Here is a 25,929-nt window from a genome sequence, read left to right as displayed (position 1 = left end):
AATGCTTATTAGCTATATAAGCTCATTGGCTGCCTTTCCCCATAGGGTTGGGTTAATTATTTCTGTGTTGTTGTTCGATCAAACCTATCCTTTTTACTTATTGTTTTAAAAAGAATCCTTTAAAAACAATATGTGATGCTTGGCATGATTATTGAATGTATTACGGTAGGCACTAAGTAGTCGGCTTTTTTAAAGGGTCCTTCCCTAGCCTGCTACCTGACACCCATCTAAAGGAATAATCATGAGTAAGGCAGATATGAATAAAACAAACAGCAAAGATAAAGCCAATTTAATAGTGGTTGGTAATGGCATGGTTGGTCATCATTTTGTAGAGAAAGCAATTGAACTTGGCTTAAATAAAAAATATGACATTCATGTCTTTGCTGAAGAAGACCGCCCCGCTTATGACCGTGTTTATTTATCGAGCTACTTTGAGCACAAAGATGCTAGCAAACTAAACTTGGTGGACATGGCTCACTATGATGCCACAGGCATTAAGCTTCATCTTAATAAACGAATCGTTGACATTAACAGTGACACACACAGCATCACTGTGGAAGGCGGAGAAAGTATTTCCTACGAGAAACTAGTATTGGCCACTGGCTCTTATCCTTTCGTCCCACCTATTGAAGGTGGCAATCACTCACATTGTCACGTGTACCGCACTATCGCCGACTTAGATGACATTCTTACCACGGCAAACAAACCCAACGTTAAAAAGGGCGTGGTTGTCGGCGGTGGTCTATTGGGGTTAGAAGCCGCCAAAGCTTTGGTTACTTTAGGTCTTGAAACTTATGTGGTCGAATTTGCACCTCAGCTTATGGGAGTCCAACTAGACCCAGCTGGCGGTGAGATTCTAAAGAAAAAAATCGAAGCGTTGGGCGTAACCGTACTGACTGGTAAAAACACTCAAGAAATTATTCATAATCGTAGCGTTTCCTTAAACCATGACATCCATCAAAAAGATGTCCAAGATGAGGTACATCTCGATAAAGGCACCTTCTTAACTATGAAGTTCACTGATGATACGGAGCTTAATACAGACCTTATTTTGTTTAGTGCCGGCATCCGTCCGCAAGATGCCATAATGAAAAACAACCCTGAGTGCGGTGTTACCTTGGGCGGCCGCGGTGGTATTTTAATCAATGATTTTTGCCAGACCAATAATGAAGATATTTACGCCATCGGTGAGTGTGCGGTTTGGGACAATAAAATCTTTGGCCTAGTAGCGCCTGGATACACCATGGCCAGTATCTGTGCCGCTCAAATAGCGGGTGATACTGAGCAAACTTTTACCGGTGCTGATATGAGCACCAAGCTTAAACTTATGGATGTCGATGTCGGTAGTATCGGTGATGCTCACGGCAAAACTGAAGGTAGTTTAAGTTATGTCTATCAGAATCCTAACGAAGGAATTTATAAAAAGCTGGTCACCAATAGCGATAATAAAAAGCTATTGGGCGCTGTCATGGTCGGTGATACCGAAGACTACAATAATTTATTGCAGTTGTTTTTAAATGATATTGACTTGCCTGCTCATCCCGAAAGCCTAATATTACCTAATGTTGAAAAGCCCTCTATGAGCGTTGATAACCTTCCCGATACAGCCACCATCTGTTCTTGCTTTAATGTTACCAAAGGCGCTATTTGTGGCGCGGTCAATGAGGGTGCTTACTCAATTGCTGATGTTAAAAGCGGTACTAAGGCCGGTACCGGCTGTGGGGGCTGTGCCCCAATGGTAAAAGATGTCTTGGCGCATCAGCTTACCGAGCTAGGTTTTGAGGTCAATAATGATCTGTGTGAGCATTTTGCTTATTCTCGTCAAGAGCTTTATAGCTTAGTAAGAGTACAAGGTATTAAAACCTTTGATGAACTATTAACTGAGCACGGTAGCGGCCGTGGCTGTGAGATATGCAAGCCTGCTGTGGCCTCTATCTTATCGTCATGTTGGAACGATTATGTCCTAAAGACAGAGCTTGCTCCACTGCAAGAGACCAACGATTATTACTTAGGCAATATCCAGAAAGATGGTACCTACTCAGTTGTGCCCCGTGTGGCTGGTGGTGAGATTACCGCTGATAAACTTATTGTATTGGGTCAGGTCGCCAAAGATTTTAATCTTTATACCAAAATAACTGGTGGACAGCGTGTGGACTTATTTGGGGCACGATTAGAACAGTTGCCCGATATTTGGGAGCGTTTAGTCGAGGCAGGTTTCGAAACCGGTCATGCGTATGGTAAATCTCTACGCACCGTAAAATCTTGTGTGGGTAATAACTGGTGCCGCTATGGCGTAGAAGACAGCATGGGGCTTGCCATCAGGCTTGAGGACCGTTATAAGGGCGTGCGTTCACCGCATAAGATTAAGATGGGGGTTTCAGGTTGTACTCGTGAATGTGCTGAAGCTCAATCCAAAGATTTCGGTATTATAGCCACTGAAAATGGTTGGAACCTTTATGTGGCTGGCAACGGCGGCATGGTGCCTCGTCATGGCGAGCTTTTTGCCACAGATCTCGATACCGATACCTTAATTCAGTACATTGACCGTATTACCATGTTCTATATCAAGACTGCCGATAAATTACAGCGCACCTCAAAGTGGCGTGAAAGCTTAGAGGGTGGCTTAGATTATCTAAAACAGGTCATTATCGACGACAGCTTAGGTATTGTCGAAGAATTAGAAGAGCAAATGCAGTTATTGGTTGATAATTATGTTTGCGAGTGGAAAGCCACCATTACTGACAAAGAGAAGCTAAAACGTTTCCGTCATTTTGTTAACAGTGAATTGGCTGATGACAACGTAGTATTTGTGACTGAGCGTGAGCAAATTCGTCCTGCTACTGAAACCGAAAAACAGGTGTTAGAAACGATAGTTTAGCGTTACCTAACTCCTATTTCATAATCACTGACACAAGGAAAGTCTTATGACCACTCAATTAATTTGTAAACTTAATGATATCATCCCAGAAGGGGGCGTTTGTGCCCTGATAGAGGGCAAACAAGTGGCTGTTTTTCGTACCAAAGATGACCAACTCTTCGCCATTGATAACTTTGATCCTTTTAGTAACGCCAATGTATTATCGCGTGGTCTAATTGGGGGCACCCATATCAAGACTGAATTGCAAGATGGTAGCGTTAAGGAGCAAGAAGTTATCTATATTGCCTCCCCTATTTACAAGCAGCGATTTGACCTAGCCACGGGGCAATGCTTAGATGATGACACGGTTAAACTGGATTGCTATGACGTGAGCTTAGAAGGCGATAAAGTTATAGTCAGCCTGAAAGATGCAATAGCAGCTTAAGCCATTTATTAAAGTAATTAAAATAGAAAGGATAAGGGTCTTAGACTCTTATTCTTTTTTTAGTAGCGAACTTCCTCTTGAAAAAACTTCAATATATTACATTGAGTATTATTCTTAGCTAGGTCTTAAGTAACATAGAACGAGCAGATTAACGACTTTGCCAGTTAACAATTTGATTAATCAGCAATTTAAAGGATTAATCTAAGTCATGGTCATGGCCAAAACCTTAACATATTAAAATATTAATTTAAATTTATTTAATATACTGTTAAAAAATTACTATCTCTTAATATAAAGGACTGTAATATGAGCATGCCTTCCCTTAATACTCCTCTTTTATTTAGTACAGTTGCCTTTATTAACTGCCATAACCGCTCTGTTTTTTGTGGCAAGCGGCTGCTCTACTAACTCTAACAACAAATCTGATAAACCGATTACCCCAAACTCGGCACAATCTAGTGATCTATCTGTGACGACAGATAGCACAATCGCTACTCGGCCTGTCGGTGATGTTCCTGAAGATTGGACCGACACACCTGCCAATCAAATCCCACCTGATTTAAGTTCCGAACCTTCGATAGGCGATACATATTGCGCTCAAGACAATGAGTATATTTACGGCAATGCTACCGGCTGTCTTTTTTCAGTAGAATCTTTTAATAACGGTAAAACTCAGATGCTTAAATGCGAAAACTATAAGACTTATTTAAACGGTAAAGTGATTATTGGGCTAAAAATGGGAAATTTAGAGCTGAAATGTCGATAAAAGTATAGGTGTATATTGATGCTAAGAATATAAGCTTGTATTTCTGCTTAGGCTATTTTAGGTAATATTACGGGTTGGATTATTATGTCTGATTTGAGCTCTTCATCTCTCAACATCTGATTCGTAAACAGTTAATTCAAATGCTTATAATTCAAATTATAGATAGACTGAATACAGGTTTCATATCATATTAGATTAGACACAAAGAAAGTAGACATAAAAAAAGGCGAGTCAATTAATGACTCACCTTTATCATTACTATAAAAACCTACTGAAACTGAATTACTGCACAATATAAGCGCGAAGCTCAAGCACTTTATCACGTACTTTGGCCGCATCTTCAAATTTAAGCTCACGTGAGAATTGCTTCATCTGCTTCTCAAGACGATTAATTTCTTTCGCCAATAAATCAGGACTGCGTAAAATCTCAATATCCACATCGGGTAATCCACTACTGCTTGGAATCGCCTGATTGTCATTTAAATCTTCTTCTACCTCACCGGTATCAATCTTATCAGTGATACTACGGGTAGCCGATTTAGGCATAATACCATGCTCAAGGTTAAAGGCAATTTGCTTCTCACGACGACGGTCAGTTTCTTCAATCGCTTTTTCCATACTAGGCGTAATTTTATCGGCATATAAAATAGCCTTACCATTTAAGTTACGCGCAGCACGACCAATGGTCTGAATCAGTGAACGCTCAGAGCGCAAGAAGCCTTCTTTATCAGCATCAAATATAGCTACTAAAGACACTTCGGGCATATCTAAACCCTCACGTAGCAAGTTAATACCGACTAACACATCGTGCACACCCGTACGCAGCTCATGAATAATCTGCATTCGCTCTACGGTATCAATGTCTGAATGCAGATAAGCCACTTTGACATCATATTCTTTCAGATAGTCGGTCAAATCTTCAGACATACGCTTGGTTAAGGTGGTAATCAATACCCGCTCATTAACTTCACGACGCTTAGTAATCTCCGATAACACATCATCAACCTGAGTTAATACCGGACGAATTTCAATCTCAGGGTCAATCAAACCGGTTGGACGTACTACCTGCTCGACGATTTGCTCACTGTGCTCTAGCTCATACTGTGCTGGTGTTGCAGAGACGAAAATCGTAGTAGGTTTGATTTTCTCCCACTCTTCAAACTTCATAGGACGGTTGTCCATCGCACTTGGTAGACGAAAACCATAGTTGACTAAGTTCTCTTTACGCGAGCGGTCGCCTTTGTACATTGCCCCAATTTGAGGCACAGTCACATGAGACTCATCAATAAACAGCAAAGCGTCAGGGGGAATATAATCAAATAAAGTAGGCGGCGCTTCTCCTGCAGGACGACCTGATAAATGCTGCGAGTAGTTCTCGATACCATTACAGTAACCAAGCTGTTGAATCATCTCTAGGTCATATTGGGTACGTTCTTTAATACGCTGAGCTTCGATTAACTTATCATTTGCACGGAAGTATTCCAGTCTTTCATCCAACTCTGCACGAATGGTCTTACTAGCCGCTTCAAGTTTCTCACGCGGTGTTACATAGTGCGATTTAGGATAGATAGTAATGCGCGGAACGCTACGTACCGTCTTACCAGTTAGTGGGTCAAACCAGCTGATCTTTTCAACTTCATCATCAAACATACTGATACGCACGGCCAATTGTTCTGATTCGGCAGGATATATGTCCAATAGCTCGCCACGCAGACGATATGTACCACGCTCAAAATCCAGCTCATTGCGAGTATATTGTAAGGCCACCAATCGCTTAATTAAGGCATTACGATCCACGACATCACCGACCACAATGTGCAATAGCATCTTCAGGTAACTTTCTGGGTCACCTAAGCCATAGATTGACGATACCGAGGAGATAATAATCGCGTCACGGCGCTCAAGTAAAGCACGGGTGGCTGACAGACGCATTTGGTCAATGTGATCGTTAATGGCACTGTCTTTTTCAATGAAGGTATCACTGGCAGCGACATACGCTTCAGGCTGATAGTAATCATAATAACTGACGAAATACTCAACCGCGTTATTAGGAAAGAAAGATTTAAATTCCCCGTACAGCTGAGCCGCTAATGTCTTGTTGTGCGCCATAATTATCGTTGGACGCTGGGTCTCACTGATGACTTTGGCCATGGTATAAGTCTTACCAGAACCTGTTACCCCAAGTAACAACTGGGCATCCATACCTGCTTCAATCCCTTTCACCAACTTCTCGATGGCTTGAGGTTGATCGCCTGCAGGCTCAAAGTCTGTGACCATTTCAAACGCACGGCTAGATATTTGAGTACCAGAGGCATTAACGCCTGTGATTTCAGCTTCATCTTGCAATTGAGTGGCTAATTGATTTAATTGACGGGAAGATCTTGGTTCAGGCATTCGCATAATAGGTATCTTTTCTTATGGTTGTTTATAGCTCTTATAATGGGGCTAAACCCCAGAATTTAAAGGGCGATTTACCACTGTAAATCAATAATTTACTGCTGCAACCCGTTAAAAAGAGAGGCAACCTTTCGGCTCCTCTCCTTGCGGTAGACTTAAGTTTTCAAAACTAAAATATTTATAATTTAACTGCTTTAAAACCTAAAAAACACCTTTTATCAGCTGTTTAATTTGTGGCATTAACCCTTCAAGCTGCTCAGTAGTCTGTTTCATTTCTGCTTCATCAGGCAAGGAAGCTTTTAGGAATTCAGAAGTAACTTTAGGATTTTTCTCAAGAATACTTTGACCTATCTGCGTGTCATAAAAACCAATCAGCGCGTTAACTTCTTGCTGATTATAATGCGCTTTGGCCGCTGCCAAATAAGCTTGAGTCAACTCTTCTTTATTGGCTGTACCCTGCACGCCCCCAGCTAGGATTTTTGTATATTGCGCCAACACGCTTTGCATATTTTTTGCCAATTCACGCTGACGCTTATTTAACTTAGCCTCATTTACTCTAGATTTATTCCCTTGCTCCTCTAGAATATCACTCACGGCTTGCTGGCCATTTATAATGGCATCTATTTGCTCATCCACATGCATCACTTGCATAAGCTTAAGTACTGATGCATCCGTAGGTATTTGTTGGTTAACCACTATACCGTTTTGAGTAGTGCCGTTTTGAGTAGTACTGTTTTGAGTAGAGATAGAATTTTGAGCCGCTGTAGTCGTGGCTATAGCAGAACCGTTACTGCCTGCACCACTACTGATAATAAGCTCTGCCTGTGCAGGCATTACCCATGCAGCAGATATAGACGTTATCGCGACGATCGTCAATAATGGTTTAAATGCAGATTTTAAAAGCGGGTGAGAGATTGACATAAATATTGACCTAAATGATTTTTATTGCAAGATTTTAGCCGCATTTTATGGGGACACTGCTCATTTTACTACTGACGGAGAGTTACAATATCTTGCTACTCAAATATTAAAGCTGTTGCAAACTATTAGAGCCTATTTAAAAATAGCCTTTAAGTCTTTTTCCAACTGCGGGGTTAGCTTCTCACGGCTAGCATTGGCTATCTCCATAATCTCAGGCGTCAGAACTTTCATATATTCTTGCATCAGTTTAGGCTGCTTATCGAGTATGCTTTGACCCACCTCTGTACTATAGAAAGCTATTTGAGCATCCACTTCCGCTTGAGTGTAGTGATTTTTTGCCACAGTAATAAAATGCTTTTGTGCCACCTCTACTATTGCTTTATTGGTCTCTAAAAGCATCTGCTGAGAATAACGGGTCAGTACTCGCGTCATCTCTTGTCTTTGCTTTGCAGTCATCTGCTCTACGTCTTTTTGCTTAAGCGTAGACTCGATAATAGACGCCATCATATCGCTTTGTGTACCGGATACGGATTGCATCATATCGGACATACGAGTGATTTCAAGCAGCTTAATTAATGAGGCATCTGAAGGTGCTTGCTGCTTATTTACAATGCTTTTAGCACTGACAGAGTCGACAGGACGGATAGTGATAGTAGAGCTACTATTTTTGACCTCTGCATGGGCAGGTAATTGCCAAGCGATCAAACTGATAGCCGACACCGCCAACAGTTTTTGGCAGGTAGCAACTATATTTCTTGTGCTGCTTTTCATAAAACCTCTTTTAAACTTGTAAAATTTGGCTATTTGGCCTTTCAATAAGACATAAGTTAATAAGGCATAAGTTTGCCTGTCTATAATTCAAATCTACAGCCTATACCGTAACCTGCTACTTAATTCTCATATATCCGACGTTTAAACGCTCTTAATATTTAAACGCTGTTAGATACGCTTAAATGTTGACATCATCACTGGGTTTAAAACCCCCTTTCATGTTACCGGGTAGTTTTTTATCTAAACTACAACTCGGACGATTCGCATTTTGTTTACGTAATCTTTTACGTTCTACAGCCGCATCATAACGACATTGTTGTAATTCACTTTTAATTTCAAGCTCAGGTACGGGTGTTGGCTTACCAGCCTCATCGACTGCTACCATTGTAAAAAAGCAGCTGTTGGTATGTCTGACGGTTCGCTCTTGAATATTTTCGGCTTCAACACGGATACCCACCTCCATTGAAGTTCTACCGACATAGTTAATAGTAGCGGCGAATGTCACCAACTCACCCACATAAATAGGCTCTAAAAACATTACTTGATCAACAGATAAGGTCACTACATAACCACCGCTATAACGACTGGCACACGCATAAGCAACTTGGTCAAGCATCTTTAGCAAATCGCCCCCATGAACATTCCCAATAAAATTGGCCATATCAGGAGTCATTAGTACTGACATATATAGTTCATGTCTAACAGGTGCCTTAACCGCTGTGGACGACGTATTAATTTGTGACATAGTTTTCCTCAATAAACAGAATAATTAATAATTTTGCAGATTAATCTTTGTTAGAATTAATATTTTTGTGATTAGTAATAAAGATAAATCAACGATAGATATAATATTAGAAATATAAGCACTCAAATAAACATTGAGGCAATATCTATCCACCATTCTATAGGCAAAAACCACACCAAACTGTAGAAAAACATAAAAATTCGTAAAATTTTGATTTTTTTTCAAAAAAGGCTTGACGTCACAGAATTATTTGATAGAATACGCCCCACTTAACGCAAACAGCTTAAGCAATAAGCGCGTTAACCCAGCTATTCCCTAATAGCTCAGTTGGTAGAGCATCGGACTGTTAATCCGTGTGTCCCTGGTTCGAGCCCAGGTTAGGGAGCCAAATTCTAGCATGAACATCTGATTGATTGTCACATGCTAACATTGCTATTAAGCAATACTTTTATGGCATATGCCAAAGTCCTTATCTTAAATGATAGGGACTTTTTTTTGTTTATTAATTACTGCTAGACTTTATTTAATTCTAAGTTTTGATTATTTTTAGGTTCCACTTACCTTTCGATTTTATACTTCGACTTGGTTTTATTAATTAAATAAAAATTGATCTTATAGAATTCATCTAAGGTTTTAGATTTATCTATTGGTCTTTTGATCTTGCATAAATGGCTATTAAATTTAAAACTTACTCCTAAAATTAGCCAAAAAGTGTCTATATAACCCCAAAAAGCTTAAAAAAACCAAAATTTTGAAAGTTTTAAACTTTTTTATGATTTTAGGGTTGACACCTACCCTTAGCTTGGCTAGAATACGCATCACTTAGTTAGGACCCCTTCTTAAACAAAGGCGTCAAACAAGTTATTCCCTAATAGCTCAGTTGGTAGAGCATCGGACTGTTAATCCGTGTGTCCCTGGTTCGAGCCCAGGTTAGGGAGCCAAATTCTAAAAGGTTTTAAGTCTTATAGTTCAACCATTAAAACCTTATAAAAAGTCCTAGTCATTGATTAGGACTTTTTTTTATGCCCTCATTCTCAAAGACTTATTATTTAGTCCTGAGAACTCAATACTGACAACCCAGTGACCCGCTCTAGTTAAGCCCCACATTTTGTGTTAGTTTATAATTTCCTTATATTCATTCCAACTTATAAAAGAAATGACATGGCTATGATTCCTCCTCACATTCGTAATAAATTTTCTGATCATCCTCAAAAAATCACCCGTCCTATTAGTATTAGACTATCAGAAGAAGTGATTGGTTTGTTAAAAGAGACTGCCGAAGAGCATGGCTTTAAACGCATTCAGGGTTTAATCCGCTTATATATTCGTCAGGGTTTAGACCGCGATCATGATGGCTATACATTAGCTGACGATGAATTGTTTATTGAGAAACTGCGTGCCAATGGTGTCAGCCCTGCCATCATTGAAAAGGCCATTATTGATACTCATAGTAGTTTCGCAACTAAAGGCTTATTAGAAGAACAGCTTGAGCCTAAGAAATAGTTAAACTTTGTCTTATTAATCTGGGTATAACCCTTGCTTCAATCTCATAACTGTTTTGAGCTTGTCTACTCTACCCATACTTGTTTGATCCTAGTTGTTTAATCATACTTGTTTGATTATCGCTGCCTGTTTCGTCAATCAAGAGAATGGCTCTTGCTATGGTTATAGTTGATCTCAAATTTATCGACATAAGTCAGCAATCCTATAATCTGTTATGACATTGAATCAAAACCTATTTTTTTGAAAAAAATTAAAAATAATACTTGCAATAACATTGAAACCCTCTATAATACTGCACCTACGGAGTCGTGGCAGAGCGGTTGAATGCACCGGTCTTGAAAACCGGCAAGGGTTCATAGCCCTTCGAGAGTTCGAATCTCTCCGACTCCGCCAGATACTAGAAAGCCAACTTAGCAATAAGTTGGCTTTTTTTATGCCTTAAGATTAAAGCGAGAATCCTAAAATCTATTAGAATAAAATTTTATTAAAATTGTAGCCTGCATCCCTTGCATTCAATCGAAAAATGCTTATAATAGTCAACCTATTGGAGTCGTGGCAGAGCGGTTGAATGCACCGGTCTTGAAAACCGGCAAGGGTTCATAGCCCTTCGAGAGTTCGAATCTCTCCGACTCCGCCAAATACCAAAAAAGGCTAACTTAGTAATAAGTTGGCCTTTTTTATTGTCATAAAATACCTATTGGTTCATACCCTGCTTTGAGCGTCAAAACATCAGATGACGGATAACGTCTTACGCCAAGTCACGATTTATTTAGCAAGGTGTAAATACAAGCACATATCCAGCAGTCGATTGGCGTAACCCCACTCATTGTCATACCACGCAAACACTTTCACTTGTGAACCCACCTGCATGAGCTGCTGACCATCGATGATTAATGACTCAGGCTGATGTATAAAGTCGCTAGAGACCAAAGGTAAGTCGGTATAAGCCATAATGCCATATAGAGAGCTTCCTGGCTCACACGCCGCTTTCAGCACTGTTCTTACTTGTTCTAAGTCAACTTCTTGTTTGAACACAAAATTGACATCAATGGCGGCCACATCAATAGTAGGCACCCTAATGGAATGACCATTAATCTTGCCCAGCATATTGGGCAGAGTACGCTCGGTAGCAGCAATACTACTTGAGGTCGTGGGAATGATATTGTGCCCTGAAGCACGTGCTCTACGCTTGTCTCGGTGAGGTTGGTCCAATACGTTTTGGTCAGCAGTGACGGCATGGATTTCGGTCATCATCACTGACTCGGTTCCAAAAGCCTTATCAAGTACGTAAATCAGAGGTACTAGAGCCTGAGTGGTACATGACACACTAGAGATGATGGGCAGGTCACGAGTTAGCAACTGATCATTTACGCCCATCACAATACTGGCATCAACCTTATCAAATGGCGCAGCGCCCACGATAACCTGCTTCGCACCTGCCGTGAGATGGCGACTGGCATCTTCATAAGAACGAAAGTGTCCGGTACACTCAAGAACCACGTCTACATTCAAAGACTGCCAAGGCAGCTGCTCTGGCGACTCTACTGTCAATAAATCTATGCAGTACGTCTCTCCCTGCTTGGTCAGGCATAGCTGATTGTGCTCTAGTCCTACTGATTTGATACTTGCCTCTACCCCAAGGCTACTAAGTCGACCATGGGTACTGTCAAATCTCAACAAATGCAATAAGGTATCCGCATCTGCCACATCGTTTATGGCCACAATATGTACCAGTTTACCCAGTACTTCGAAGCGTTCAATCAAAGCACGTAGCACGTTACGCCCTATTCGCCCAAACCCATTAATAGAAACACGCAATGGGGCTTTAGAGTGGCTAGATAGACTGACGGCGGATACAGCAGAAAATGACATAAATACAACTTAGAATCGAGTTATAAAAAAGAATAAAAGGACATCAATTGTCCAAAAAACGCGTTAGGCAAACATGCTATTAAAAAGGATGCTATGGAAAAATATCGCTCAATAACTAGTCGATAAAAATAAGTGCCAAACGAATGGTATTATAGTCTACTTCCTCTTTTAAATATTCATAGATAGGACGTAACTTGATGGTGTCTTTACTAAATGACTCGCCCGCCTGAGTACTGCTTGCTGTGCCTAGCGTTTGTTCTGCTTGAAAGTCATTAGGATCTGCAGCGGCCACAATCGCCTCTACCGCCTCACTGACTTTGTCCAATATCAATACATTAGGGCGTAAGTGCTCACAGTTTAAGTTAGGGTCTTGGCGTTTCAAGCGTGCCACATGACCCATAATAGTAGACTGTGCCAAACCTCTGCTTTCTGCAATTTCTGCAATAGTCAGACTTTCATCTAACAAAATCTTAGTCGCCATTAAAGTAGTGTCTGAATTATCGTTTAACTGATTGCTAAGCTTGTCCTTTTGCGCCAGCATTTGAGCCTGTTTCTTTTTGCGACTTTTTAAGCTTTTCTCAAAGCCTTCTATCTGAGCTTTGCTCAAGGTACCGCCTGAGGTCAATACAAATCGATCATGCTTCTCTTTCAATACTTCAGCTTCAATCGCTTCGAAAGCTTGTTGCGCTTCTAGTGACAGGACTTGAAATCTAGAGTCTGCTCCGCGAGCTAGAGGATCTAAACGTAGACTTAAGTCATTCATGCCCAATAGCTTTAGCCCTTCTAGCGATTTCAGACGCGACAGTGCAACATAGCCTTGACCAAGCTCAAAGGTCTTAGACAAATCAATTTCAGCCGCGTCTAAGGTCATGCCTTGTGACTTATGGATGGTAATCGCCCAGGCAAGGGTCAATGGGATCTGAGTATAACTGGCTAAAACTTCACCACTTTCATCTTCTACTACCCACTCTTCTCCCTCAGCAATAACTTTTCTGCCATCATTGAGTTTGATAATAGGATAACGATCAGTGGAAACTAACGGTTTATTGTTATCTTCCGCCTCAGTCTCTAGGTCATTATCTGTGTTTTCAACCGTTGCTACTGACTCATTATCATCAACATTTGCATCTGTTTGCTCTTCTTCACTGTCATCATAGTCAGTGTCTTCTACACTAGCACTGCGATCACTGCTAGATTTCAACGGCTTTATGGTAGTAAACCCTATTAGCTCTCCCATGGTACCGTTAGAGACGCCAAGCTCATTATTGTTTTTGATAAACATGACTTTAGCACCTACTTTTAAAGTCAGTTCATCACTGGTACGTACTGACTTTTTCAAATTTTCTACCAGTTTGTTGTCGCCATGGGCAATGGCGTTATAAGTAACCGTTTCCCCATCTAATAGCGCCAGCTCGTGCTCATTTATCTTATTAACGTTGACGTTATGGGTAAACAGTCGGGTCCTGTTAATATCCACATTTTGATAGAAGGTGTCCTGTAACGCCTGAATCGCTTCTGCACTTACTCCCTCTTCACCTCGTATTTGGTTTAAGATGGTATCGAGATTAATAGACTGCTGCTCATCCTTAGTATTTTGGCGATGCTGCTCAGTTAAATAACAGATTTTAAAACCAGCCTCTAGCCAAGCTTGAGACATAAAGGCGAATTTTTCACGATTGGTTTCACCGCGATTACCGACTGGAGGTAACTGAAAAAAGTCTCCCGCCACTACCACTTGAATGCCGCCAAATGGCTCATCGCTTTGGCGCATGTGTTTTAATACTTGATTGACTGCATTTAATTGTTTGGCGTGCAACATTGAAATCTCATCAATAATAAGCACGGCGGTCTCTCTTAGCCTATCTTTAAGAATCTTCTTGCGAGATAAGTTGGCCAAGTCTCGCTCACTAAGATCATCTTTGATACCAATACCTGACCAGCTATGAATGGTTATGCCATTCATGTGCGTCGCAGCTATCCCGGTACTGGCAGTGGTTGCCACTGGCACGCGCCGTGCCCGTAAATAATGGATATACTCATTAAGTGTATAAGTCTTACCTGAGCCTGCAGAGCCTGTTAAAAATACATTATTACCGGTTTTTAAAATGTCCAGTGCGGTGGCTTGTTTCATGAGTACGGTCTTATTTTTTATTAAATGTTAGAAGGCGTAAGGAGATTTTTAAGGCAATTGGCCTTAGTTATATATTAGGTTACTGATGTATTAATTGACTGATATATTAGACGCTACTGACTCGCTATCAACAATTTTTGATATAAGAAAGCCACAGCAAATATTGTGTGGCTTTTTATCAGGTCACCTATTTTTCACTAATATCGTGACTAATATTTCCCAGTTTCGCAATAGGGATTATCGCATATTTAACCCGTTAATTTTTGTACCATTCATCAGTAACTAGACAACAGACAATTTAATGGCTTTATTATAGGTCAAATATGTCGATCTAATAGTAATCTAGCCTTTGTCACTTAGTATCTAGCATTTATGACTTAAGCTATAGAAGTTAATGGCTTCAAGTACTAATACAGCTAAGTGAAAAGCTTACGGTAACAATTGTTTGAACGTTAAAAAGCAATTTTGCGCTTCATTATCGATACACCAACGCATCTTATTCTTCTCAGGTTGGTAATCAACGTACGCCATCATGGCCTCACCCTTTTGGTTAATTTGCATCCCAGAGCAGTCAGGTTCGTTATTATCATAGACGGTACTAATGGCAATAATGGGCAACCCTTCTTCTTGGTGATGGTACACATATTTACCATACGTCCATTCATCACCACTGGTGGTTAGCACTACGTTGTCTGCGCCAAAATTATAGCGCTCACGGCATTGATTAGAGGCTTGGGCAGAAAGATTAGACTCATTGGCCGTAGTAGAAGCAGTATCTTCAACAGAGGCAGTCATCATTTTATCTGCCTCATCTGCAGCGGTCTCTGCCTCAAAAGCCAAACGGCGAGACTCTTCAATTGCCAGAATCAAATTTTCTAAATCTTCATCTTTCGCATTGCCTTTATTGTTCCCAGTTTTCATCTTTGAGCTTGATAAAGCGAAATCAGGCTTTGCCTGCAAATCCAATTCCCACAGTCCTGCAATCTCAGGACTCACATGAGTACTAATAACGGCCTCTTCAATATTGGCATTGTCTGCAGAAAACGATGCCAAAACAGAGGCTAACGTCATAGGTATAAATGAGAGTGATTCCATAATTTAGCGGTATCCTTTGTTTATATTTAATCTTTTATCATTCATATATGGTTATCAGGTTAAGCAATTTTCAACGACTAAACAAGATAACAATCGTTAACATTGGTTTACTTGCGTCAAATGATGTCGCTTAATTTAATGTCAGAGTTAAATTCAGTATGAAATCTAACCTTATACCAATTCCAAAAAATAAGGTACAATATAACCAACTCAACAACATAATAGAATCACATGCCGAAAAAAACCCCTAGAAATCATAAACTCACAGACCACGATTTTCTGCAATTATCTAAAACAGAAGGCAATGCCAGAGCACGAATCAGACTACTCATGCTGCATCAACTGAGTCAAGGTCATCCTATAGCGACCGTAGCAGAGAACTTTGGCTATAACCCTAGAAGCGTCTATACCATAAGAAGGAAATACTGGTTGCATGGTATCACTAGTGTCTATGACGCAGCTGGCAGAGGCAGAAAGAGTCTTTTAGCAGAAAAAGACATAGAACCATTCAAACAAGCGATAGTAGAAGCTCAGCAGCAAAGAGGTGGTGGTAGGCTCACGGCAAAAGACATCGCACAAATCGCCAAGGAGCAATTTAACGCCAACTATACCCCTAAAGCGATCTATCCTCTCATGAAACGTATTGGTATGAGCTGGGTATCTGCGCGTAGTCGGCATCCTAAGGCAGATCCTAAAGTCATGGAGGCATATAAAAAAACTTCCTTGAGCAGATAAAGCAAGTTCTACCTGATGGTGTTGATATCAAGCAAGTTGATATATGGTTTCAGGATGAAACACGTATTGGCCAACAAGGCTCTATCACAAGGGTTTGGCACTATAAAGGACAAAGACCTCGAGTAGTCAGGCAGCAGCAGTTTGAATCAACTTATCTATTTGGTGCCTTTAATCCGGCGACAGGTGAGAGTGTTGGACTTGTTCTACCTTATGTGAATAAGCAAGCTATGGCATTGCATATGGAGGAAATCAGTAAAGCTGTTCCCGAAGGTCGGCATGCCGTGGTGGTTATGGATGGGGCGCTATGGCACCAACCAAGTTTGGATCAAGACAATGTGACCATGCTTAAATTGCCTCCCTACTCACCTGAGCTTAACCCTGCTGAACAGGTATGGCAGTACCTTAAACAGCATTGGTTATCTAATCGCTGTTTTGAGAGTTATGATGCGATTGTCGATGCGGCATGTGACGCTTGGAATGCATTGTGTAATCAGACTAACTTAATTAGGTCTATCACTCAGCGGGAGTGGTGCGACTTGAGTGTTATTTTTTAGAATTGGTATTAGTATTGACGTAAAAAATTGACGTAAAAATCCAGTAAAAGTAAAAAAGCAGCCCACTGTATAGGCTGCTTTCTTGCTTAGGCTATTTATTTATAAAACAGCAAAAATGTGTCGACTGGTATTTTTATTATTTAACCCATACCTACCCTTTAACCCATACCCAGTTCAATTAAGCTGGCATTACCACCGATGGCTGTGGTATTAACCGTCTTAACGCGTTCGGTACAAAACCGTTCCAGATAATCTGGCTGAAACATCTCGCTACAGCCTTCTAAATCGGTTACAGGGACCAATTGGGTCAAAATTCCGTCGGTTTCAGACAAATCTTTGCCAATTTGTAGTAACTCTTCTTTCTTGCCCACAGCGCCTAACACCGCGAGGCGACTAATATTAAGCAAGGTGGTCAATTGCGAATCGTTGGCAATACTCATTACGCCAGGATAAACCCCTGATTGGTTGAGAATGGCCATGGCTTCTTCGCAAAGCTGCTGCTGACTTGGAAAGCGTAAAAACACCTCATTACCTGTCAATAATGCAGCAATAAGCTGACCCAAGAAAGCAATAGGATTGGCCGCTTCAGTGCCTAATATCATCGCCTTACCACGAGCTGCTAAATACAAGTCATTCGACTCACCTGTTGCCCCCGTTAATCGAGTGACCTCATCTAGTGTCGGTGCTTGTGACAATAAATGATTGAACAAATGCTGTGATTGTTCACTATTGGGAGTAATATCAGCCAATTTTCTACTGGCTTCAGTCAAAATAACACTGCGATTCACCGCGCCTAGCTGGGCCCAAGCTTCACATTGTTTGGCTTGGTCTTGTTTAAAAACTTTATTCATGAGTTTTCCTTAATATCATTGCCTATTCGTATAATGTGTCTATTAGTTAAAGTGAGCGAGTCGTGTTTTACACCGTCTGCCACTTAGTCAATCTAGCCACATAACGAGGTCCTCCAGCTTTCGGACCTGTCCCTGATAAACCACAGCCGCCAAACGGCTGTTCCCCGACCACTGCACCAATTTGATTGCGGTTAATATAGGTGTTACCTACTTTGGTACGGCGCTCAATATGATTGGCGACCGTTTCAATACGACTATGAATACCTAGGGTAAGACCATAACCTGTGGCATTAATCTCATCAATCAACTCATCAAGCTTGCCAGCTTTATAGCGTAGAACATGTAAAATAGGACCAAAGTGCTCGCCACCGATGACGTCAATACTGTCTACCTCGATAGCAGTAGGTAGCACAAAGGTACTGTGACTCAAATGATTGGCCGACTCTGACCCAATCGGAGTTTGAGCAATAATACGGGCGCGACCGTCTTTGCGCATGGCTTCAATATGAGCGCGCAGTCCTTTTTGAGCGTCTTTGTCAATCACAGGACCCACATCAGTTGAGACCACTGAAGGGTTGCCCACTACCAGTTCTGCCATATTGCCTTTAAGTAGTTCAATTACCGAATCTGCAATGTCTTCTTGCAAACATAGGACTCGGCAAGCAGAGCAGCGCTGACCTGCTGAGCCAAATGCTGATAAGACAGCATCTTTCACCACTTGTTCTGGCAAAGCAGTTGAGTCGACAATCATCGCATTTTGACCGCCAGTCTCTGCTATCAAGATAGGCAGTTCCTGAGCAGTGTTTTGCTCAGAGCGGGCCATTGATAGTCTCTCATCAGAATATAGAGATTTATTAATCATCTGAGCGGTCTGCGTTGAGCCGGTAAATACTACCCCATCAATAACCGGCGATGACGTCAATGCAGCGCCGACCTCACCTGCTCCTATCAATAACTGTAAGACAGACTCAGGCACACCCGCTTGATACATTAACTGTGCCGCAAAATAGGCAATCAAGCTGGTCTGTTCTGCAGGTTTTGCCACTACTGTATTACCGGCCGCTAATGCGCCCACAATCTGTCCGGTGTAGATCGCCAATGGGAAGTTCCAAGGACTGATGCATACAAATGTACCGCGTGCGAGGCGTTTTTGAGTGATTTTATTGCCTGCCAAATCTAGAAAAGTATTAGTTTGCTGACTTAATCGCTTGGCCTCTTCGGCATAGTAACGACAGAAATCTACTGCTTCACGAACTTCATCGATGCTGTCCTGCAAAGTCTTGCCTGCCTCTTTATGGCACATGGCCACCAGCTGTGCAAAGTTCTGTTCATACAAGTCGGCGATACGCTTTAAGATAGCAGCACGCTCAGTGACGGCCACTTGTTGCCACTGACTTTGACCAGCCAATGCCGTTTCAATAGCACGCTTCGCAATATCTGCATCGGCGTAGACCACTTCTCCTACGCTAACGTCATGATTCCAAGGTGCCACTACTTTATGAGTAGCCAAACCTGGTGAGGTCTCTTTACTGATCTGCTCGCCATTGACAATTGAATTGGCAGACCAGGTGTCTTTTAGATGCGTTTCTATCTGGGCTTTGAACGGCTGCCACTGCGACTCAACAAAGATATTTGGGCCAAAGCTTGCCTGCCTATCTTCGTAAATTTCCAAAGGCATAGGAATACGCGAATTATGCAGGGTATCATGCTCGGTCAGCTTGTCATAAGGATGCACCGTCAACTTCTCTACGGGGTGACTCTTGTCGAGGAGCTGATGCACAAATGAGCTGTTGGCACCATTTTCTAGCAAACGACGTACTAAGTAAGGCAGTAAGTCTTTATGGGCGCCAACTGGCGCGTAAATACGAACGGGAATATTATATGCCTGCAAGATATGATCATAAAGCGCATCACCCATGCCATGCAGTCGCTGGAATTCAAAGTCTCTGTGCGGACTCATGGTCATCACAGAGGACAAAGTGTGGGCATTATGAGTGGCAAACTGTGGCCAAAGCACACCACGGATTTGCTCCGTTAACAAAAATCTAGCACAGGCTAAATAAGCAACATCAGTACCTTCTTTACGGGTCCATACCGGATAGCCAGTAATGCCTTTTTGCTGTGCCAATTTGATTTCATAGTCCCAATAAGCACCTTTTACCAAGCGTACAGGAATGCGATCACCCACTTCTTTTGCCAGACTGGCGAGCCAAGCTAATACTGCCAACGCTCGTTTTGAATAGCCTTGCACCACTATGCCTAGGCCATCCCAGTCTTGAGTCATGATGTCACGATATAAGGATTCAAATAATTTCAAAGACACTTCTAATCGATCGGCTTCTTCAGCATCAATACTGATATCAACATCAACCTCACGCGCCGCTTCAATCAATAAGATACAACGCTGACGTAATAACCCCAATACTTGATCTATTTGTGTGGCTTCATAACGCGGATGTAAAGCAGACAGCTTAATAGATACAGATGGTTTGGGCATGCCCTCTTTTACTTTGACATGGGCCGCAGAACGAATGGCATGTAGATAGTCACTAAAGTACTTTTCCGCATCCTTATGAGTTACGGCCGCCTCTCCCAACATATCAAAGGAATATGTATAACCCTTATTGCGATAGGGCTGACTATTACGGTTGGCTTCTTCAATGGTTTCGCCTAATACAAACTGATGACCCATGATTTTCATCGCTCGCTGCATGGCACTACGAATCACAGGCTCGCCCATTTTTTTGGTCATGCGGTCCAAAAACCCTGCGGCAGTCATTGAGCTGTCCACACTGACTACACGGCCGGTCATCATAAGGCCCCAAGTTGAGGCATTAACGATAAATCCATTGTCATCTTTTAAGTGTTTTTTCCAATCCGCCACACTCATTTTGTCGCGAATCAGAGCATCTGCCGTGGCATTATCAGGTACACGAATGAGTGCCTCAGCCAAGCTCATCAATAAGATACCCTCTTGGGTATCCAAGCTATACTCTAATAATAAAGAGTCCACCATTTTGACCGCTTTATCATTATTACGCACATGCTCAACCAAGCTTTTGGTCTGCTCGCTAATGGCCTCGCGCTCACTAACGCCCTCATTGACCTGTGGTTCAGCCAATGGCAGTAAGTTACCCAACCACTGGTCCTCATCCGCACTATATAGAGGGGATATTAATTTAAATAACTCACTGGCAGGACGTTCAATAAACGCCGGATTTAACACCTCTTGGGCAGAAAACTGAATCGGATTTTTTGGATAAAAAGGATTAGGCGAACTCATATCAACTCCATTGATGCTTAAATTATTGACAGTAAATAAATTGCGGATATAAAAGGCAAAGCGCCATACTAATTTTTGTGGCCAACCATACCGCTGTTAACTATAAAAAGCCCATAACAAAAACGCCGTCTCAGCGCACACGATAATATGCGGTAAGACGGCCTGTTTCAGTTCGAACTAAATAAGACTAAAAGTAATGATTAAAGAATTTTAAGACTTAGTGAACATAAGCTGTCTTACTTTTTAACCCTGAACAGTTATTACATTCATAACTAATCAAATAAAGGGTCTAGGTAATAACAAACTCACTAATGCCTTCTTCTTTTTTGAGACAAGTTCAATTATTGGCAGAAAAGCAATAATTACACTTGAAAAGAAAAACCTCTACGGCGTTGCTTGAGGTTATGAGCTTGATAACTAAATGTTATCATAGATATTATCACAGTTATCAAGCTCAATGCCATAGATTGCAAGAGTTTACAAAAATACGATTTTGGCCAATAGAATAATTGTTAGCGCCCAAACCGCCACACTGACTTGATTGAATTTGCCGGTCAATACTTTTACCACAGTATAAGTGATAAAGCCTAACGAGATACCATCCGCAATCGAGTAAGTCAGAGGTGTCATTAGTAGCACTACCGCCACTGGTGCTGCTTCTGTTAAATCTTCCCAGTCGATATCTTTTAGAGTATAAAGCATTAATACCGAGACGTAAAAAATAGCGCCTGCTGTGGCATAAGCAGGGATCATACCCGCTAGAGGAGCAAAGAAAATACTAAGTAAAAATAATACCCCCACCGTCACAGCCATAAGCCCTGTACGGCCTCCAGCAGCAACCCCTGCTGTACTCTCTACAAAACTTGTAGTCGATGACGTACCCAATAATGAACCGGCTACTGTGGCAGTAGAATCTGCCAATAAGGCTTTGTCTAAATTAGGAATATCGCCATTCTTATCTACCAAGCCCGCCTTATTGGTCACCCCAATTAGCGTCCCTGAAGTGTCAAACAAATCAACGAATAAGAAGGCAAAAATAACGCTAATCATGCCAACGTCAAAAGCACCAGCAATGTCTAACTGCAAGAAAGTAGGCGCAATGGCAGGCGGCATAGACATCACCCCTTCAAAGGCCACGTTACCCGTAATCACTGCAATGACAGATACTGCTAGAATACCAATGGTTACCGCACCTGGAATATTACGATAGACCAAGCCAATGATTAAAAAGAAGCCCAAAGCGGCCATCATTGGCGAGAATTGCTGTAAATCACCTAAGCTAACAAAAGTGGCTTCGTTGGCAACAATAATGCCTGAACTTTTTAGCGCAATAAAGGCTAGGAAAGCGCCAATACCGGCAACAATACCTTGTTTTAAGCTATTTGGAATCGCAGTAATAACCCATTCACGAATCTTAAATAAGCTTAGGAAAACGAAGATACACCCTGATAAAAACACTGCTCCTAAAGCGGTTTGCCAGGTATAACCCATACCTAAAACAACCCCATAGGTAAAGAAGGCGTTTAGACCCATGCCAGGTGCCAAAGCCACAGGTAGGCGGGCGTAAATACCCATGATAAAACAGCCTACCGCCGCAGCCAAACAAGTGGCCACAAACACCGCACCCCTATCCATTCCTGCATCTGCAAGAATATTAGGGTTAACAAAAATAATGTATGCCATCGTTAAAAACGTGGTGATCCCCGCTAAGATTTCAGTTCTTATCGTGGTGTTTTGACCGTTAATGCCAAAATAGCGCTCAATTGCATTCATAGGTATTAGCCTGAATATATTTGCGTTGAAAAACCAAAGGATGGTGCTGCTTAAGGATAGCAAAGCAACCCAATTTTTTGCTTAACCAAAAACAGACAATGAGAAATAATGGGTTAATATAATAAAAAAGGGTAAATTATATAGGATTAGCATTGAAACTAGTACACCTTTGGCCAATAATTCTTCAGTAATTGACCCTACTCACACAGTTTCAAGCGTTTGCCATGCCTTTTTTGACTCACCCATTAAGCGTATTGTAAAGTGAGCAAACTATGGCTTCAAAATCAAGCTATGCTTGCTATACTTTAATTTTTTAACCACATTTGAATATAGTAGAATTAAGGGTTATTAAGGTATAATGTAGCCCTGCTATATTAAATCTCTTACTTATACCTTCTTTAAGCTTATCTATTTATTTGGTTGGCTTTCTTGTTTAACTTAAGATCATTAAAGTTATGGGGCAACTCAACTGTATTACCCATAAGCTTTTTATTAAACATGAGCTTTGTATTAAAGTAGCAACGTCAGCCATATTTTGTCCGTGCTCCAAATTTGTACACCGGATATAGCGGATACATGAGGCGTTAACTTTTAATACTTTGATTTAACCATTACTTTCTTAAGTCCTATTTTATTTAGTGTTTTATAACTTCGAGTGAGTCATTCATGTCAGAATTGCCAAATTCTATCAACCTTATTAGTCTCGTTACCAACGCCAGTTTGCTGGTTCAAGTGGTTATGGGTATTTTGCTACTCGCCTCTGTTCTCTGCTGGGTGCTTATCTTCCGTTTGAGTGCCCGATTGGGTACAGCCAAACGTCAAGACCAACATTTTGAGAATTGGTTTTGGTCCGGTGAAGACTTAGCCAAAATGTATCAAGGCATTCAAAATTCACCAGATCGTCATGGATTGGCCAATATATTCTATGTGGGCTTTTCAGAATTTTTACGCATGAACAAAAAACGTCAGCCTAAAGACCATATTATCGATGGCGTAGAACGTAAGCTTCGTGTGGGTCTAGGTCGTCAGCAGCAGTCATTAGAATCAGGCTTGGCTGTATTGGCCAGTATCGGTTCTGTATCTCCCTATATTGGTTTGTTTGGGACAGTTTGGGGGATTATGAATGCCTTTATCGGTCTATCTGAAGCGTCACAAGTTAGTTTATCTGCTGTCGCTCCAGGTATTGCTGAGGCCTTAATCGCTACAGCCATGGGTCTATTTGCTGCTATCCCAGCGGTCTTGGCGTATAACCATTTTACTGCCAAAGCGGCCGGCATTTACGACAGCCGTGCATTATTTTGTGATGAGATGACAGGTATGCTACAGCGTGAGACTCACGAAACAGCGACGTCTACTCAAGATAATCCTGCGGTTGCTGCTCAAAATATTCAGTCCCCTCTGGTATAAAAGGAGCACGTTATGAAAGCCAGCCCCTTTTCTAGACATAAAAAAGAGCTTAATGCCTCTATGAACGTTGTGCCTTACATCGATGTGATGTTGGTACTCCTGGTCATATTTATGGTGACTACCCCTATGCTAACCACGGGAGTAGATGTAGATTTGCCTAAAGCCAGTACTGAGAATATATCCACAGGGGCTCAAATGCCGGTGATCATCTCATTAAAAAGTAATGGTGAGATTTTTATGAGTTATGAGAATAATATTGATGTCCCAGTGCTGGAAGAGGCGTTGATTGAAAATCTAATCGCTCTACAGAACAGTGAGGGTGGCAATGAGGTTCAGGTTATGATTAATGCAGACCAGAATAACCAGTATGGTATGGTCATGCAGCTGATGGCCAACCTACAGAAAGCTGGGGTCAAAAAAGTAGGCTTACTAACCGGTCAACCACTACCGTCTAACATAAACTAACGGATAATTTGATCGAATACTGTGATAGTGTTTTAACGGCTCATTAATTTGATATGTTTTAACCTTACTTTAATAGTTATTAAATTGATCACAGTTGCTTTAAGAGTCATTACATTAATAACAGTGATTTAAAAAGCAGTTTGGTTGCCTTATTCTTTGGTCACCCTAGCCTATAGTCAAAACCGTCATTTAATTTACAATTTGAGATTATAACTTTGCTAAATCGAGCGCCCAACGTTTATGTTCCTGTAGAGCCTGAAGACAATGGCATTGTTTTGCCTGCTGCCTTAAGCCTTATTGTACACGGATCAATACTGGCCTTTATTATTTTCTCTCATCAAGTGCCTAAACTTGATGATAGCCAATCTATTGAGACCACTATTATTACGCCGGAAGAGTTAGCGAGTTTGCAAGCGGACATTAAGGCCAATCGCGAGACTCTAGCCGCTGGGGGTGTTCCCAATACACCTGAGATGAATAGTACTTCTGTCCCTGCCACTAGCAATGACAACTCATTTATAGGTGGTGATTCCGCCTTTTCTAGAGGAATTTCCTCTATCTTTAATAAAGTGGCAGAGCCTACTCAAGATCCAGTAAGTGCCAGTAGTAGCGACCCCGTCTTTACTGAAATGACAGAGCTTGACGAGATGCCTAGTACAGAGCAAACCTCTGATGCGACTGAAAGTACTGCGTCTGCTGATGAATCTAAGCCTGTTAATAGTGCACCTAAAGTCAAAGCCAATACCGAAGGACAAGGTCAGGTAGCAGCGACTTTCCCCTCTGGCACAGAAGGCAATAAAAATAAATCTTCTTCAGGCGGCGGCACGGCAGCTCAATCTACTGGCAATGGCAACAGTAAATCTAGTGGTGGCGATATTACTGGCGCCTTGGTAAATTTAATTGAACCGCAATGGACACCTCCAGTGGGCAGAGTCGGCTCAACGGTATCGGTGTCTGTCACGGTCGATGAAAATGGCAATGTGCTAAGTGTCAATGCCAATACCTCTGATGCTGAGCTCAAGCAATCTCTAGAATCTGCGGTCAATCGAGCCAGTCCGCTTACCCCCGTTATCGGTACCAACAAACGTAGACTTAAGCTTACTTTCGTTGTTAGGTAGGGTAGATAAATTAGATAGGTCAAATGAGTTAGAAGATGACCGGCCATTTAGGTTTATCATTAATGGCTTCATCTTTGATGCGACTGTCTTTAATTAGCCTATCTTATTAGGTTACCTGTTTAAAGCTGTCCGTATGAGTAGCTTATGATATATCAATATCATTAGCATTGATTGACTCAGGTGGCTGTTGTAAATTACTGTTTTTCCCTTTACTTCTTGCGCTGTCCTTTATATGCTCCT

General features: G+C 41.5%; 19 protein-coding genes and 4 tRNA genes. 13 read left to right on the top strand and 10 right to left on the bottom strand.

Translation table 11 applies throughout. From position 1 onward, the window contains the following. Positions 1–241: 241 nt before the first annotated feature. From nirB to LK453_RS09445, 3 genes are all read left to right on the top strand, one after another. A complete protein-coding gene (gene nirB / locus LK453_RS09455; RefSeq protein ID WP_201534411.1) occupies positions 242–2,878 on the top strand; it encodes a nitrite reductase large subunit NirB in 2,637 nt (878 codons plus the stop codon). Positions 2,879–2,924: 46 nt separating this feature from the next. Next, a complete protein-coding gene (gene nirD / locus LK453_RS09450) occupies positions 2,925–3,302 on the top strand; it encodes a nitrite reductase small subunit NirD (protein WP_007395166.1) in 378 nt (125 codons plus the stop codon). 349 nt (positions 3,303–3,651) lie between these two features. Further along, entirely contained in the window at positions 3,652–4,068 is a 417-nt protein-coding gene (locus LK453_RS09445; RefSeq protein WP_044298336.1) for a hypothetical protein, read from the top strand. A 282-nt stretch (positions 4,069–4,350) separates the two neighbouring features. Here the strand turns inward: LK453_RS09445 and uvrB are convergent, their stop codons facing one another. The 4 genes from uvrB to LK453_RS09425 form a co-directional block, all read right to left on the bottom strand. Beyond that, positions 4,351–6,468, bottom strand: coding sequence for an excinuclease ABC subunit UvrB (gene uvrB, locus LK453_RS09440; RefSeq protein WP_007395168.1), 2,118 nt, complete (start codon positions 6,466–6,468; stop codon positions 4,351–4,353). Positions 6,469–6,666: 198 nt separating this feature from the next. Continuing rightward, positions 6,667–7,386, bottom strand: a complete 720-nt coding sequence (locus tag LK453_RS09435; protein ID WP_007395169.1) for a DUF2059 domain-containing protein — start codon at positions 7,384–7,386, stop codon at positions 6,667–6,669. 132 nt (positions 7,387–7,518) lie between these two features. Next, a complete protein-coding gene (locus tag LK453_RS09430; protein ID WP_144295739.1) occupies positions 7,519–8,157 on the bottom strand; it encodes a DUF2059 domain-containing protein in 639 nt (212 codons plus the stop codon). 178 nt (positions 8,158–8,335) lie between these two features. Then, complete coding sequence (locus tag LK453_RS09425) at positions 8,336–8,902, bottom strand: acyl-CoA thioesterase (protein ID WP_201528441.1); 567 nt, start codon at positions 8,900–8,902, stop codon at positions 8,336–8,338. A gap of 312 nt (positions 8,903–9,214) precedes the next feature. On the opposite strand from LK453_RS09425, the gene LK453_RS09420 reads away from it, so the two are divergent. From LK453_RS09420 to LK453_RS09400, 5 genes are all read left to right on the top strand, one after another. Further along, positions 9,215–9,290: transfer RNA gene (locus LK453_RS09420), tRNA-Asn, on the top strand. A 477-nt stretch (positions 9,291–9,767) separates the two neighbouring features. Next, positions 9,768–9,843: transfer RNA gene (locus LK453_RS09415), tRNA-Asn, on the top strand. A 226-nt stretch (positions 9,844–10,069) separates the two neighbouring features. Next, positions 10,070–10,405, top strand: coding sequence for a hypothetical protein (locus tag LK453_RS09410; protein ID WP_044298436.1), 336 nt, complete (start codon positions 10,070–10,072; stop codon positions 10,403–10,405). Positions 10,406–10,707: 302 nt separating this feature from the next. Continuing rightward, positions 10,708–10,798: transfer RNA gene (locus tag LK453_RS09405), tRNA-Ser, on the top strand. 153 nt (positions 10,799–10,951) lie between these two features. Further along, a tRNA-Ser gene (locus LK453_RS09400) sits at positions 10,952–11,042 on the top strand. A gap of 128 nt (positions 11,043–11,170) precedes the next feature. Here the strand turns inward: LK453_RS09400 and LK453_RS09395 are convergent. The 3 genes from LK453_RS09395 to LK453_RS09385 form a co-directional block, all read right to left on the bottom strand. Beyond that, positions 11,171–12,277, bottom strand: a complete 1,107-nt coding sequence (locus LK453_RS09395; protein ID WP_007395173.1) for a type I glyceraldehyde-3-phosphate dehydrogenase — start codon at positions 12,275–12,277, stop codon at positions 11,171–11,173. Positions 12,278–12,392: 115 nt separating this feature from the next. After that, entirely contained in the window at positions 12,393–14,408 is a 2,016-nt protein-coding gene (locus tag LK453_RS09390; RefSeq protein WP_007395174.1) for an AAA family ATPase, read from the bottom strand. 429 nt (positions 14,409–14,837) lie between these two features. Then, positions 14,838–15,503, bottom strand: a complete 666-nt coding sequence (locus LK453_RS09385; RefSeq protein WP_007395176.1) for a hypothetical protein — start codon at positions 15,501–15,503, stop codon at positions 14,838–14,840. A 231-nt stretch (positions 15,504–15,734) separates the two neighbouring features. On the opposite strand from LK453_RS09385, the gene LK453_RS09380 reads away from it, so the two are divergent. Together LK453_RS09380 and LK453_RS09375 are read left to right on the top strand one after the other, a co-directional pair. Next, positions 15,735–16,238: a winged helix-turn-helix domain-containing protein gene (locus LK453_RS09380; RefSeq protein ID WP_201534378.1), complete on the top strand. Its 504-nt coding sequence runs from the start codon at positions 15,735–15,737 to the stop codon at positions 16,236–16,238. Further along, positions 16,235–16,792 (top strand): IS630 family transposase, encoded by a 558-nt coding sequence (locus LK453_RS09375; protein ID WP_201534484.1) that lies wholly within the window; start codon positions 16,235–16,237, stop codon positions 16,790–16,792. Before LK453_RS09380 ends, LK453_RS09375 begins: the two co-directional genes overlap by 4 nt. A gap of 158 nt (positions 16,793–16,950) precedes the next feature. On the opposite strand, the gene LK453_RS09370 is transcribed toward LK453_RS09375, so the two are convergent. The 3 genes from LK453_RS09370 to LK453_RS09360 all read right to left on the bottom strand — a co-directional run bounded on the left by LK453_RS09370 (position 16,951) and on the right by LK453_RS09360 (position 22,699). Beyond that, entirely contained in the window at positions 16,951–17,643 is a 693-nt protein-coding gene (locus LK453_RS09370; protein WP_007395177.1) for a hypothetical protein, read from the bottom strand. 67 nt (positions 17,644–17,710) lie between these two features. Further along, on the bottom strand, positions 17,711–20,926 hold the full coding sequence (gene putA / locus LK453_RS09365; RefSeq protein ID WP_007395178.1) for a bifunctional proline dehydrogenase/L-glutamate gamma-semialdehyde dehydrogenase PutA: 3,216 nt from the start codon (positions 20,924–20,926) through the stop codon (positions 17,711–17,713). Positions 20,927–21,403: 477 nt separating this feature from the next. Then, on the bottom strand, positions 21,404–22,699 hold the full coding sequence (locus tag LK453_RS09360; protein WP_007395179.1) for an NCS2 family permease: 1,296 nt from the start codon (positions 22,697–22,699) through the stop codon (positions 21,404–21,406). A 675-nt stretch (positions 22,700–23,374) separates the two neighbouring features. Between LK453_RS09360 and tolQ the strand changes: the two genes are divergently transcribed. From tolQ to LK453_RS09345, 3 genes are all read left to right on the top strand, one after another. Next, positions 23,375–24,106 (top strand): protein TolQ, encoded by a 732-nt coding sequence (gene tolQ, locus LK453_RS09355; protein WP_044298437.1) that lies wholly within the window; start codon positions 23,375–23,377, stop codon positions 24,104–24,106. 12 nt (positions 24,107–24,118) lie between these two features. After that, the gene (gene tolR / locus LK453_RS09350) at positions 24,119–24,571 is read left to right on the top strand and encodes a protein TolR (RefSeq protein WP_007395181.1); all 453 of its coding nucleotides are present in this window, start codon (positions 24,119–24,121) and stop codon (positions 24,569–24,571) included. A 215-nt stretch (positions 24,572–24,786) separates the two neighbouring features. After that, the gene (locus tag LK453_RS09345; RefSeq protein ID WP_007395182.1) at positions 24,787–25,689 is read left to right on the top strand and encodes a cell envelope integrity protein TolA; all 903 of its coding nucleotides are present in this window, start codon (positions 24,787–24,789) and stop codon (positions 25,687–25,689) included. The last annotated feature ends 240 nt before the right edge of the window (positions 25,690–25,929 follow it).

This window comes from Psychrobacter sanguinis, assembly GCF_020736705.1.
GTDB lineage: Bacteria > Pseudomonadota > Gammaproteobacteria > Pseudomonadales > Moraxellaceae > Psychrobacter > Psychrobacter sanguinis.
This window is presented reverse-complemented; position numbering and strand designations above follow the sequence as displayed.

Excerpts from the sequence above, each read along its gene's own strand:
- LK453_RS09360 (WP_007395179.1), bottom strand. The coding sequence starts at position 22,699 with ATGAATGCAATTGAGCGCTATTTTGGCATTAACGGTCAAAACACCACG.
- LK453_RS09425 (WP_201528441.1), bottom strand. The coding sequence starts at position 8,902 with ATGTCACAAATTAATACGTCGTCCACAGCGGTTAAGGCACCTGTTAGA.
- nirB (WP_201534411.1), top strand. The coding sequence starts at position 242 with ATGAGTAAGGCAGATATGAATAAAACAAACAGCAAAGATAAAGCCAAT.
- nirD (WP_007395166.1), top strand. The coding sequence starts at position 2,925 with ATGACCACTCAATTAATTTGTAAACTTAATGATATCATCCCAGAAGGG.
- putA (WP_007395178.1), bottom strand. The coding sequence starts at position 20,926 with ATGAGTTCGCCTAATCCTTTTTATCCAAAAAATCCGATTCAGTTTTCT.
- LK453_RS09395 (WP_007395173.1), bottom strand. The coding sequence starts at position 12,277 with ATGTCATTTTCTGCTGTATCCGCCGTCAGTCTATCTAGCCACTCTAAA.
- LK453_RS09390 (WP_007395174.1), bottom strand. The coding sequence starts at position 14,408 with ATGAAACAAGCCACCGCACTGGACATTTTAAAAACCGGTAATAATGTA.
- uvrB (WP_007395168.1), bottom strand. The coding sequence starts at position 6,468 with ATGCGAATGCCTGAACCAAGATCTTCCCGTCAATTAAATCAATTAGCC.
- LK453_RS09370 (WP_007395177.1), bottom strand. The coding sequence starts at position 17,643 with ATGAATAAAGTTTTTAAACAAGACCAAGCCAAACAATGTGAAGCTTGG.
- LK453_RS09380 (WP_201534378.1), top strand. The coding sequence starts at position 15,735 with ATGCCGAAAAAAACCCCTAGAAATCATAAACTCACAGACCACGATTTT.
- LK453_RS09410 (WP_044298436.1), top strand. The coding sequence starts at position 10,070 with ATGATTCCTCCTCACATTCGTAATAAATTTTCTGATCATCCTCAAAAA.
- LK453_RS09430 (WP_144295739.1), bottom strand. The coding sequence starts at position 8,157 with ATGAAAAGCAGCACAAGAAATATAGTTGCTACCTGCCAAAAACTGTTG.
- LK453_RS09435 (WP_007395169.1), bottom strand. The coding sequence starts at position 7,386 with ATGTCAATCTCTCACCCGCTTTTAAAATCTGCATTTAAACCATTATTG.
- LK453_RS09385 (WP_007395176.1), bottom strand. The coding sequence starts at position 15,503 with ATGGAATCACTCTCATTTATACCTATGACGTTAGCCTCTGTTTTGGCA.
- tolR (WP_007395181.1), top strand. The coding sequence starts at position 24,119 with ATGAAAGCCAGCCCCTTTTCTAGACATAAAAAAGAGCTTAATGCCTCT.